This window comes from Paracoccus caeni (assembly GCF_016629665.1).
GTDB classification, from domain to species: Bacteria; Pseudomonadota; Alphaproteobacteria; order Rhodobacterales; family Rhodobacteraceae; genus Paracoccus; species Paracoccus caeni.
The window spans coordinates 180,968-192,879 of the sequence record NZ_JAEPRQ010000003.1 but is presented as its reverse complement, the minus strand read 5'-3'; the positions used below and the strand labels follow the sequence as shown (position 1 = coordinate 192,879).

The window sequence follows — 11,912 nt, the reverse complement described above, 5'->3', positions numbered from 1 at the left end:
GCCTGCCGAAACAGTGCAATTGCCCAAACGGATGCCGCCGCGCTATGCAGGGGTATATTTGACCGGAGGGACAAAATTTGGCAGGTGCGGCACTGTTCCGGGCGGAGGGGATCGGCAAGTCCTATCCCGGCGTGCGCGCCAATGACGATGTGTCCTTCGATGTCGCCGCAGGCGAGATCCACGCCCTGCTTGGCGAAAACGGCGCGGGAAAATCCACGCTGGTCAAGATGATCTACGGATTGGTGCGTCCGGACGAAGGCGCGATGACCTTGGCCGGTCAGCCGCACCAGCCCGCCGATCCGCGCGAGGCCCGGTCGCAGGGCGTGGCGATGGTGTTTCAGCATTTCAGCCTGTTCGATGCGCTGACAGTTGCCGAAAATATCGCGCTTGGCATGGAAAACCCACCCGCGCGACGCGAGCTTGCGGCACGGATCGCCAAGGTCAGTCAGGAATTCGGCCTGCCCCTGAACCCGGCCCGCCGGATCGTCACCCTGTCGGCGGGCGAGCGGCAGCGGGTCGAGATCATCCGCTGCCTGTTGCAGAACCCGCGCCTGCTGATCATGGACGAGCCAACCAGCGTGCTGACCCCGCAAGAGGCGGAACTGCTGTTCGCCACTTTGCGCAAGCTGGCCGATCAGGGCACGGCGATCCTCTATATCAGCCACAAGCTTGAGGAAATCCGCGCCCATTGCGACCGCGCCACGATCCTGCGCCACGGCAAGGTGGTGGATAGCTGCGACCCGCGTGCCCATTCCGCCCGCGAACTGGCCGCGATGATGGTCGGCGGAGAAATGCGGCTGATCGACCGAACCGGCAGGCAGGCAGGCGATGTGCTGTTGGAGGTCAGGGGCCTGTCCCTACCTGCCCCGAATGCCGAAGGCACCGCGCTGAAAAATGTCTCGCTGTCGCTGCGGGCGGGGGAAATCCTTGGCATCGGCGGCGTTGCGGGCAACGGGCAAGAGGAATTGCTGGCCGCCCTGTCAGGCGAAATGCGCAGCGCGCCGGGCATGGTCGCGCTGCAAGGCCGCGATCTGGGCGGGTCCGGTCCGGTCCATCGCCGCAAGGCAGGTCTGCTGACCGCGCCCGAGGATCGTCTGGGCCACGCCGCCGTTCCCGATTTCAGCCTGACCGAGAATACGCTGCTGACCGCAGGCCCGCGTAAGGGGCTGGTCAAGAATGGCCTGATCGACCGGGCCGCAGCAAAGAATTTCGCCGAGGCCGTCATCAAGGGCTTCGATGTCCGCACCCCCGGCCCCGGCACCGCCGCGCGGGCGCTGTCGGGCGGCAATCTGCAAAAATTCGTCATTGGGCGAGAGGTGATGCAGAACCCTGTGGTTTTGGTGGTGAACCAGCCGACATGGGGCGTTGATGCGGGTGCTGCGGCCTCGGTCCGTCAATCGCTGCTCGATCTGGCGCGGTCCGGCGCGGGCGTCATCGTCATTTCGCAGGATCTGGACGAATTGCTGGAGCTTTCGGACCGCTTCTGCGCGTTGAACGAGGGCCGCCTGTCCGATCCCCGCCCGACCGAGGGACTTAGCCTTGACGAAATCGGCCTGATGCTGGGCGGCGCGCATGGCATGGAGGTCGCCCATATATGATCCAGCTTGTTCCCCGCAGCGAGGTCTCGACCCTCTGGCAATTCCTGACGCCGGTGCTGGCGGTGCTGGCAACGATGGTTGCAGGCGGATTGCTGTTCTGGGTCATGGGCTATGATCCGGTCGCGGCGATCAAAACGATCTTCTGGGACCCGCTGTTCGGCATGGCCTCGTCCTATTCGCGCCCGCAACTCTTGGTCAAGGCGGCGCCGCTGATCCTGATCGCCTCGGGGCTGGCGATCGGCTTTCGGGCGGGCATCTGGAATATCGGGGCCGAGGGGCAATACATCATCGGCGCCATCTGCGGCGCGGCGGTGGCGCTGGCCGCCTATCCGTCCGAAGGCATGTGGATTTTCCCGGCAATGGTCGTCGCAGGCGCGGCAGGCGGCTGGGCATGGGGAATGATCCCCGCGACCTTGCGCAACTGGTTCGGTGCGTCCGAGATCCTCGTGTCGCTGATGCTGGTCTATGTGGCGCAACGGGTAGCGGCGTGGATGGCCTTCGGGCCGATGAAAAACCCGGAAGGCTTTGGCTTTCCCGGCTCGCGCAACCTGCAACAATATCCTTCGGCGTCGAACCCCGAACTGATCGCCGGGACCGGCACCCATTGGGGTGTGGTTGCCGCAGCAGTCGCGGTTCTGGCGACGTGGTTTTTGATGAGCCGCCATATCCGCGGCTTCCACATCCGCACGGCGGGCCTTGCCCCCCGCGCCGCCCGCTTTGCCGGGGTGAAGCCCGAAACACTGGTCGCCTTCTGCCTTGGCCTTTCGGGCGCGCTGGCCGGAATGGCGGGCCTTTTCGAGGTCGCAGGCCCGGCAGGCCAGATCACCGACAAGATCGGCGTCGGCTATGGCTTCACCGCGATCATCGTGGCCTTCCTTGGGCGGTTGCATCCGGTGGGTATCCTACTGGCCGGGTTGCTGCTGGCGCTGACCTATATCGGCGGCGAGTTGGCACAACTGATGCTGAACCTGCCCGCCGCCACCGTGCAGGTGTTTCAGGGGATGATGCTGTTCTTCCTTCTGGGCTTCGATCTGCTGACCCGGTTCAAGATCCAGCGGAGGGTGGTGGCATGAGCAATTTCCCCAAGTTGGACACCCGCGCAAAGCTGATCTTTCTTGCTGTCGGACTAGGCTTCGGCGGAATCGTCGCGGCGCTGATGCAAATCCCCGTGGTCGGCATCGCCCTGATTGTGCTCGTTGCAATCCTGATTCTTGGCCTGTGGTTTGATGTGTCCATCCTGGCCGATGTGGCGGCGGTAATATTGCTGGGATTGTGGCGGCTGATCGCAGCCATCGGCCATAGCATCGCCGGGCATGATCGCAGGAAAGAACTGCCGATGTCCGGTCGTGTCTCATTCGGAATCGGCTTCTTCGCTGGTCTTGCGCTCGTCCTGTGGATTTTTCGTTATTTCAGTGGGAATGCGGCATGATCGACCCCCTGTCCATCTTCCTGCTGCTCCTCTCGGCCTCGACCCCGATCCTCTTCGCCGCGCTTGGCGAATTGATCGTCGAACGTGCGGGCGTCCTCAACCTCGGCGTCGAGGGCATGATGATCACCGGCGCATTGGCGGGTTTCGCGGTCGCCTATGTCTCGGGCAGCCCTTTCCTTGGCTTCGCGGCCGCTGCTACGGGCGGTGCGGCGGTGTCGCTGCTATTCGCGGTGCTGACACAGTTCCTGCTGGCCAATCAAGTCGCCTCGGGCCTTGCGCTGACGCTGTTCGGGCTGGGCCTTGCCGCGCTGTTCGGCAAACCGTTTGAGGGCGTCAAGGCCCCGCCAATGATTCCCGGTCCGTTTCGCATCAACTGGATCGTCTGGCTGGGGCTGGTGATGGTGCCGCTGATCTGGTGGTTCCTCAATCGCTCTCGCGGCGGGCTGATCCTGCGCGGCGTTGGCGAAAACCACGATGCCGCCCATGCGCTTGGCTATAATGTCCGGCTGGTCCGCATCGGCGCGATTGCCTTTGGCGGCGCGATGGCCGGGATCGGCGGGGCGTTCATTTCCATCGCGACGGTGTTGCAATGGACCGAGGGCATGACGGCGGGCGCGGGCTGGATCGCGCTGGCCATCGTCGTCTTCTCGAACTGGACGGCAACCGGGGTGCTGGTCGGCGCGTGGCTCTTCGGCGGCGTCACCGTGCTGCAACTGCGCTTGCAGGCGGCGGGGGTGAAGGTGCCCGTGCAACTGCTGTCAATGGCGCCCTATCTTGCCACGATCATCGTCCTTGTCCTCATCTCGGCCCGGCAGAAATTCAGCCGTCGCGCGGGCGGTGCCGCCCCCGGCTCGCTGGGCCAGAATTTCCATGCGCTGCGATAAGCCGCGCCAACCACAATCCAACGGGAGTAAGACCAAGCCATGAAACGCAGAACCCTTCTTGCCAGCGCCGCAGCCGCGTCAATCCTGACGCTCGCCGCACCCGCCTTCGCCCAGGACGAGCCACTGAAAATCGGCTTCATCTATGTCGGCCCGGTCGGCGATGGCGGCTGGACCTATCAACACGACCTCGGCCGTCAGGCGATCGAGGCCGAATTTGGCGACCGTGTCGAGACGACCTTCATCGAAAGCGTCCCTGAAGGCGCCGATGCCGAACGCGCCCTGACCCAGCTTGCACTGGCCGGAAACAAGCTGATTTTCGCGACCAGCTTTGGCTTCATGGACCCGGTGATGAACGTCGCCGCAAAATTCCCTGACGTGAAATTCGAACACGCAACCGGCTACAAACGCGCCGATAACGTCGCCACCTATGATGCACGTTTCTACGAAGGCCGTGCGGTGATGGGCACGATTGCTGGCCGGATGACGGAATCGAACAAGATCGGCTATATCGGCTCTTTCCCGATCCCCGAGGTGATTCAAGGCATCAACTCGTCCTTCATCCACGCCCGCAAGGTGAACCCCGAGGTCGAGATGAAGGTGGTCTGGGCCTATAGCTGGTTCGACCCCGCAAAAGAGGCCGACGCCGCAGCCGCCCTTCTGGCCGAAGGCGTCGATGTGATCCTGCAACACACCGATTCCACCGCACCGCTTGCCAAGGCGCAAGAGGCCGGTGCCATCGGCTTCGGTCAGGCCAGCGACATGGCGGCTTTTGCGCCCAGCCCGCGTGTGTCCTCGATCATCGACGACTGGTCGCCCTATTATATCAAGCGCGTTGGCGAAGTTCTGGACGGCACATGGCAATCCAACGCGACCTGGGCCGGGATCGGTGACGGCGAAGTGGTCATCGGCGAAATCACCGACGCCGTCCCCGCCGAGGTGAAAGAAGAAGCGCTGGCGCTGAAAGAGCAAATCGCTTCGGGCGAGTATCACCCCTTTACCGGCCCGCTGAACAAGGCGGATGGCAGCGCGTGGCTGGCCGAGGGCGAAACCGCCAGTGACGAAGACCTGTCTTCGATGAACTTCTATGTCGAAGGCATCACGGCGGCCATTCCGCAATAAGGAAGGATGGGGGCGCTGCCCCCGTCCCTGCGGGACGCCCCCGGGATATTTTGACCAAGGCAAATGCACGGCGCCTCGCCTCCAATCAGGAAGCGAGGCGCTTTGCCTTGGACGGTCATCGGCGTCCCCGCCTGTACCGTGATCCAGCTATGGCACGGACCGAGTTAACACCGGGTTAAGCCGCTTTGCCTTGGACGAAATATCCTGCGGGGGAGCCGCGCCGTGGCGCGGCGGGGGCGCAAAGCCCCCTCTTCAGCCCATCCGCTCGCTGACATAGCTGCCCGGAGACGCCGGGAAGACCACCGTTTTCGAACCGTTCTGGAACACGCGCCCGTGGATATGGGCGTGAACCGCCCGCGCCAGAACCTGCGCTTCGACATCGCGGCCCAGCGACACGTAATCGCCCGGCGACTGGGCATGAGTCACACGCACCGTATCCTGTTCGATGATCGGGCCCTCATCCAGATCGGCAGTCACGTAATGGCTGGTTGCGCCGATCAGCTTCACCCCCCGCTCGAATGCCTGCTTGTAGGGGTTCGCGCCCTTGAACGACGGCAGGAACGAGTGGTGGATGTTGATGATCCGGCCCGACATCGCCTGGCTCATCTGATCCGACAGCACCTGCATATATCGCGCCAGCACCACCAGCTCCGCGCCGGTATCCTTGATGATCGCCATCTGCTGCGCTTCCGCTTCGGCCTTGTTCTCGGCGGTGACGCGGATCATGTGGAACGGGATATCGTGATTGACCACGACTTTCTGGTATTCGTGGTGGTTCGAGATGACGCCGACGATATCGATCGGCAGCGCACCGATCTGCCAGCGATACAGAAGGTCATTCAGGCAATGCCCGAACCGCGACACCATGATCAGAACCTTCTTCTTCACGGAATCGTCGGTGATCTCGATATCCATGTCGAATGCATCTGCGACCGGCTCGATATCCTTGCGCAACTGATCCAGCGTCGCGCTGCCTTCCGAGCGGAAGCTGACGCGCATGAAGAACCGCTTGGTCTCCGCATCGTCGAACTGCGCGCTGTCGGTGATGTTGCAATCATTCTGCGCCAGAAAGCCCGAGATGGCCGCGACGATCCCGCGGGTGGATTCGCAGGTGACGCGCAAGGTATAGCTTTTCATGTGGCTCTCCGTCCCATCAATGCCAGATCGGGCGACACGCCCTTCGCCCGGCATTTCATCTAAATCGGGATTTTTGACAATCTCGTTTCCGACACCGCCGGGGGTCAGTGCGACCTTTGACGATGCCGGAGAAGAATCAGGTGCCAGAGTCAGGCAGCGGGCAGGCGTGCCTCGACCATGCCGGCATACCAGCTAGAGCCAGCCGGGATCGCATCATCGTTGAAGTTATAGGCCGGGTGATGGACCATCGCCGAATCGCCATTGCCGACCCAGATATAGGCGCCGGGTCGTTCGTTCAGCATATAGCTGAAATCCTCGCCGCCCATCATCGGCTGCATGTCCATGTCGATCCCGCCCGCGATCTGGGTGGCGACATCGGCCGCCCATTCGGTCGCTGCCGGATCGTTCATCGTGACCGGATAGCCGCGCTGGTAATCGACCTTGGCCGTCGCCCCCATTGCAGCCGCTACATTGACCGAGACGCGGGTGATCCCCTCTTCAAGCTGCGCCCGCACCTCGGGGTCCAGACTGCGCGCCGTGCCCTTCAGCTTCACCACCTGCGGGATCACGTTATGCGCGGTTGAATCCGTGGAGACCACACAGACCGAGATCACCGCGTTTTTCAGCGGATCGATATTCCGGGAGACAACCGATTGCAGCGCCACGATGATCTGCGCCGCGGTCAGCGTTGTATCGATACATTCATGCGGCTTGGCGGCATGGCCGCCCTTGCCGGTCACGATGATGTCGAACTGATCCGCCGCCGCCATCATCGCGCCGGGCCGGATCGAGAACTGCCCGACCGGCATCCCCGGCATATTATGCATGCCGTAGAACTCATCGATGCCAAACCGATCGACGATGCCGTCCTTGATCATCGCCTCGCCACCCGCGCCGCCCTCTTCTGCGGGCTGGAAGATCACCACGGCGGTGCCGTCGAAATTGCGGGTCTCGGCCAGATATTTCGCGGCGCCCAGCAGCATCGCCGTATGTCCGTCATGTCCGCAGGCATGCATCTTGCCCGGCGTTTTCGAGGCATATTCAACGCCCGTCTGCTCGATGATCGGCAGCGCATCCATATCGGCGCGCAGACCGATAACGCGACCCTTGGTATCCGTCTTGCCTTTGATGACGCCGACCACGCCGGTCTGTCCGATCCCCTCGACCACCTCGTCGCAACCGAACGCGCGCAGCAATTCCGCCACCTTCCCTGCGGTGCGATGGACATCATACAGCAGCTCGGGATGTTCATGGAAATCTCGTCGCCACGCGGTGATTTCGGGAAGCAGCTCGGCAAAGCGGTTCTTGACTGGCATGTGGGTGTCTCCTTCCGCCCAAGGGTTAATCTTTTGCCGATGAGCCGCAAGCCCCTTGGCGCAGTTCTAAAGGCCCGGTCCAAGCGTGACCGGCGTGCCGTCCAGAAACCGGGCAAAACGGAAACGGGAAAGATCATGTCCCGGATCGCGGTTCTGTATCAGATCGGCCATGACCCGACCGATGCCCGGCCCAATGCCGAAACCATGGCCGGACAGACCGGTGGCAATGAAAAAGCCGGGCAAGCTGGTCTCGTCCAGAACCGGTACCTGATCGGGCGTGGTGTCGATCATCCCCGCCCAGGCCGCACGGATCTGTGGGCGACCGATCTGCGGAAAGGCTGAGGCAAAGTCATCCTGTAGTTTCGTCACTCGCGCGGCGACAGGATCGGGGTTCAGCACCCGCATCGCCTCGAACGGACTCGGTCCGTCCGGGGACCAACGACGAGGCGTGCGCCATGCGTCGGGAAAGCCTTTCGGCGCGGCGGGTTTCAGGCTGGTCTGGGCAAGATCGCGGCGCATCATCGGCAGATATTGCCGCAGATGGCGAAACGAGGCGGGGCCGATCCAGAAATCATGCGCCGTGCCCGGAGCCAAGGTATAGCCGCCATCGGCACGGCGTCGGAAGGCGAAGCGATCATCCGCGGCAGCGCCGGGCCAGAAGTCGGCGATTGGCACCGTCGCCGCAACCGTCGCACGCACCGAAAGCTGCGGCAGATGCAGCCCGGCATTTCCGGCGAAAAGCCCTGACCATGCGCCGCCCGCCAACAGCACCCGTTCGGCGCGGACCGATCCGGCTTCGGTCACCACCCCACGCAGTTCTCCGCCTTGCACATCCAGCGCCCTAACCGCGCAGTTTTCGCGAATCGTGACACCCTCGGCCACCGCCAGACCAGCGATGGCGGGCACAGCCGATGCCGGTTCGGCGCGCATGTCGGATGGGGTGGTCAGCGCGCCGACCCAGCCAGCGGCATGAGGCAGAACCGACGCAAGCTCACCCTGCCCCATCACCCGGCTGTCCAGACCGTGACGGCTGGCGACATCCAGCCAGGCTTCATAACGCGCAAGGGTCGCGGCATCGTTCGCCAGATAGGTCACGCCGCATGTGGTCAGGCCCAGCACATCGCCAAGCTCTTGCGCCAGTGCTTTCCACAAGCGACGGGCGGTCAGCATGATTGGAATTTCGGCCTCATCCCGGCCCTGCGCGCGCACCCAACCCCAATTGCGCGACGATTGTTCGCCCGCAATCACGCCCTTTTCGCACAGAACCACTTTCAACCCGTCGCGGGCCAGATAGAAGGCGGTTGTCACTCCGGCGATGCCGCCGCCGATCACCACGACATCGGCAGCATCCGGCAAGGGGGCCGTGAACTGCACAGGCGTCGAAGGGCCGATCGGCGGGTCAGAGCGGATGGTCATTCGGTTACTGATGGGTGACGGGATCGACCAGAACCTTGTGGCCCGGCGCGACCTCTCGATAGACCGAAGGCGGTGCCTGATAATCCGCCGGATGCATCGGCGACGGGATCGGGCGGAAGTTCAGATCCTCGCTGATCTTCTTCTCGCGGGGATCGGCGACCGGCACGGCGGACATAAGCTGGCGGGTATAGGAATGCTGCGGGTTTTCGAACACCTGCTGGCGGGTGCCAAGCTCGACGATGCGGCCCAGATACATGACGCCGACATAATGGCTGACCCGCTCGACCACCGCCATGTCGTGGCTGATAAACAGCATCGAGATGCCCAGATCCTGCTGCAATTCCATCAGCAAATTCAGCACCTGCGCCTGAACCGAGACATCCAGCGCGCTTACCGCCTCATCCGCAACGATCAGCTTCGGGTTCAGCGCCAGTGCGCGGGCGATGGCGATCCGCTGACGCTGGCCGCCCGACATCTCGTGCGGATAGCGGCGCATGAAGCTGCGCGGCAGTTCCACCCGGTCGAACAGGGCAGCTATCTTGTCCTTACGCTCTGGCCGGCTGCCGATGCCGTAATTCTCCAGCGGTTCGGCAACCTGATCGTAAAGCTTCATATGCGGATCAAGGCTGGCAAAGGGGTCTTGAAAGATCATCTGCATGTCGCGCCGGGCCTTGCGCAGCCCGCTTTGCGACAGGGCCAGAACGTCGGTGCCGCCTAGATCGACAGTGCCCGATTCCGGCTCGACCAGCCGCAGGATCGACCGGCCGGTGGTGGATTTCCCGCAACCGGATTCCCCGACCAGAGACAGGGTTTCGCCCGCATTGATGGTGAAAGAGACATCCTCGACCGCATGAACCCGCGCGATGGTGCGATGCAGCAGGCCGCCCTTGACGTTGAAACGGGTGGTCAGGTTCTGCACGGTCAGCAGCGGTTTGGGATCCTGTACGATGATCGGCTCGGGTACCGAGACGCTACCGTCGCGCATCAGCCGCATCCGTTCCGGCGCGGGTTTGCCGGTCATCTCGCCCAGACGAGGCACCGCCGCCAGCAGCATCTTGGTGTAATCCTGCTTCGGGTTTTCGAAGATTTCCTCGACCGGACCTTCCTCGACCTTGTCGCCGCGATACATGACCACGACACGGTCTGCCATTTGCGCGACCACGGCCATGTCATGCGTGATGAAAAGAACGGCAATCTGCTTTTCACGCTTCAAACGGTCGATCAGCGCCAGAATTTCCGCCTGAATGGTCACGTCCAGCGCCGTTGTCGGCTCATCGCAGATCAGCAGGCGCGGCTCGCAGGCCATGGCGATGGCGATCACGACCCGCTGGCGCATCCCGCCCGAAAGCTCGTGCGGATATTGGTCCATTCGCCGTTCGGGTTCGGGGATGCGGACCTGCCGCAGAATCTCCAGCGCGCGGGCGCGGGCCTGTTTCTTGGTCAGGCCACGATGGACGATCAGGCCTTCGGTCAACTGATCGCCGACGGTAAAGACCGGGTTCAGCGCGGTCATCGGCTCCTGAAAGATCATGCCGATCTGGTTGCCGCGAATGTCGCGCATGGCGGGCGTGGATTGCTTGGCAAGGTCGATCACCTTGCCATTGCCCTGATCGAACAGAAGCTGACCATTGGTGATGGTGCCGCCGCCGAATTCGACCAGACGCATCAGCGACAGCGAGCTGACCGACTTGCCCGACCCGGATTCGCCGACCACGCAGACGCATTCGCCGGGGTTGATCGAGAAGCTGATATCCTTGACGCCAACGACGACGCCGTCGCCGGTTTCAAATTCCACCCGAAGTTTTTCGATTGAAACGAGCGGTGTCTGATCAAGCATCAGCGATCCCTCTGATTGGCATAGGGGAAGGCTAACGGGCCTTGGTCAAATGTCAAATCCGAAAGCTGCGGGGTCTGCCCGGCGGCGCCCACGGGCGCCTTGCTGCCGGGCGGACCCTCACCGCAGATCTTTTTTCAGTCCGTGTAGGACACCGCGCGGCGATAAAGGTGCCAGGTCGAATGCCCGAGGATCGGCAGAACGATGATCAGCCCCGCAAAGAGCGGTATCGACCCCAGAATAAGCCCGCCTACGACAATCATGCCCCATAGAGCCGTCGCCCGCTTGTTCTGGCGCGCGACGGCCAGCGATGTCGCCAAAGCCACCGGCACGCCCACCGGCCTGTCGATCAGCATCGGGAAGGACACGAAGCTGATGCACAGAACCAAGGCGGCGAAGACAAATCCGACGGCACAACCCACGACGATCATGGTCCAACCCGCGCTGCTGGTCAGCGTCGCTGCCGCGAAAGCAGGCAGGCTGTCGTAGATTTCGGCCTGCATGGTCGCCTCCCAGACGACATGCGACGCGAAAAGCCATGTGATGAAGATCGCCGCCAACAACGCGCCCATTGTCAGCACCGGGCCAAGGACACGACCGGTCAATGTCGAAAGGACAGCACCCCAGTTGGTCTGCTCGTCCATCTCCCTGCGGCGGCTCATCTCATAGAGGCCGATTGCCGCGACCGGGCCGACCAGCGGGAAACCTGCGGCCAGCGGAAACAGCAGATGCACCTGTCCGGCGCTGAATGCCCAAACACACAGCACAAAGCCAATGATCGGGTAGATCACCACCAGCGTGATGACATCGGTGCGCAACGCGACGAAATCGATGGTCCCCTTGCGAAGGGCGATACGGATATCGCTCATTCCGATGCTGTTGACTACGGGGCGGGCCATCGGGTGGCCAGTGATCCCGTCCATCGCCTCACCAACGCCACGGCCCATCCCGGCCAGCCTTTGCGCGCTCCAACTTAAAGGATTTCCGATCGTTTCGCGGGTCATGGTTCTATCCTCCCCCTGTGAGGGCCAGAGGCCAGACGAGGCAGCAACCGGAGAACCCAAATGCGCCCGCGACCACCCTATGGCCGAACCGTCCTGAGCTTCATTCTATCAGAAAAACTGACGGGTTTCACCTCAAAGACCTGTGCGGCGGGATCCGCGGTTCGCCGTGATATCG

The 11,912-nt window shown here is 62.8% G+C and carries 10 protein-coding genes; 5 read left to right on the top strand and 5 right to left on the bottom strand.

Translation table 11 applies throughout. The features are described 5' to 3' along the window. The first annotated feature begins 77 nt into the window (after positions 1–77). The 5 genes from JJJ17_RS10475 to JJJ17_RS10455 are packed head-to-tail and all read left to right on the top strand — an operon-like array spanning position 78 to position 5,030. On the top strand, positions 78–1,598 hold the full coding sequence (locus tag JJJ17_RS10475; RefSeq protein WP_234464029.1) for an ABC transporter ATP-binding protein: 1,521 nt from the start codon (positions 78–80) through the stop codon (positions 1,596–1,598). Next, the gene (locus JJJ17_RS10470; RefSeq protein WP_200686139.1) at positions 1,595–2,671 is read left to right on the top strand and encodes an ABC transporter permease; all 1,077 of its coding nucleotides are present in this window, start codon (positions 1,595–1,597) and stop codon (positions 2,669–2,671) included. Before JJJ17_RS10475 ends, JJJ17_RS10470 begins: the two co-directional genes overlap by 4 nt. Beyond that, on the top strand, positions 2,668–3,027 hold the full coding sequence (locus JJJ17_RS10465; protein WP_200686138.1) for a hypothetical protein: 360 nt from the start codon (positions 2,668–2,670) through the stop codon (positions 3,025–3,027). The genes JJJ17_RS10470 and JJJ17_RS10465 overlap by 4 nt, the downstream gene beginning before the upstream one ends. Then, on the top strand, positions 3,024–3,911 hold the full coding sequence (locus JJJ17_RS10460) for an ABC transporter permease (RefSeq protein ID WP_200686137.1): 888 nt from the start codon (positions 3,024–3,026) through the stop codon (positions 3,909–3,911). The genes JJJ17_RS10465 and JJJ17_RS10460 overlap by 4 nt, the downstream gene beginning before the upstream one ends. Before the next feature lie 39 nt (positions 3,912–3,950). Next, positions 3,951–5,030: a BMP family ABC transporter substrate-binding protein gene (locus tag JJJ17_RS10455; protein ID WP_200686136.1), complete on the top strand. Its 1,080-nt coding sequence runs from the start codon at positions 3,951–3,953 to the stop codon at positions 5,028–5,030. Positions 5,031–5,282: 252 nt separating this feature from the next. Here JJJ17_RS10455 and purU read toward each other — a convergent pair whose 3' ends face one another. From purU to JJJ17_RS10430, 5 genes are all read right to left on the bottom strand, one after another. Continuing rightward, the gene (gene purU, locus JJJ17_RS10450; protein ID WP_200686135.1) at positions 5,283–6,167 is read right to left on the bottom strand and encodes a formyltetrahydrofolate deformylase; all 885 of its coding nucleotides are present in this window, start codon (positions 6,165–6,167) and stop codon (positions 5,283–5,285) included. 149 nt (positions 6,168–6,316) lie between these two features. After that, on the bottom strand, positions 6,317–7,483 hold the full coding sequence (locus tag JJJ17_RS10445; RefSeq protein WP_200686133.1) for a M20 aminoacylase family protein: 1,167 nt from the start codon (positions 7,481–7,483) through the stop codon (positions 6,317–6,319). 66 nt (positions 7,484–7,549) lie between these two features. Beyond that, positions 7,550–8,899 carry an NAD(P)/FAD-dependent oxidoreductase gene (locus JJJ17_RS10440; protein ID WP_200686131.1) on the bottom strand — a complete coding sequence of 450 codons (1,350 nt, stop codon included), beginning with the start codon at positions 8,897–8,899 and terminating at the stop codon, positions 7,550–7,552. Positions 8,900–8,903: 4 nt separating this feature from the next. After that, entirely contained in the window at positions 8,904–10,736 is a 1,833-nt protein-coding gene (locus JJJ17_RS10435) for an ABC transporter ATP-binding protein (protein ID WP_200686129.1), read from the bottom strand. Positions 10,737–10,870: 134 nt separating this feature from the next. Further along, complete coding sequence (locus tag JJJ17_RS10430; protein WP_200686127.1) at positions 10,871–11,737, bottom strand: DUF2189 domain-containing protein; 867 nt, start codon at positions 11,735–11,737, stop codon at positions 10,871–10,873. Positions 11,738–11,912 lie beyond the last annotated feature (175 nt).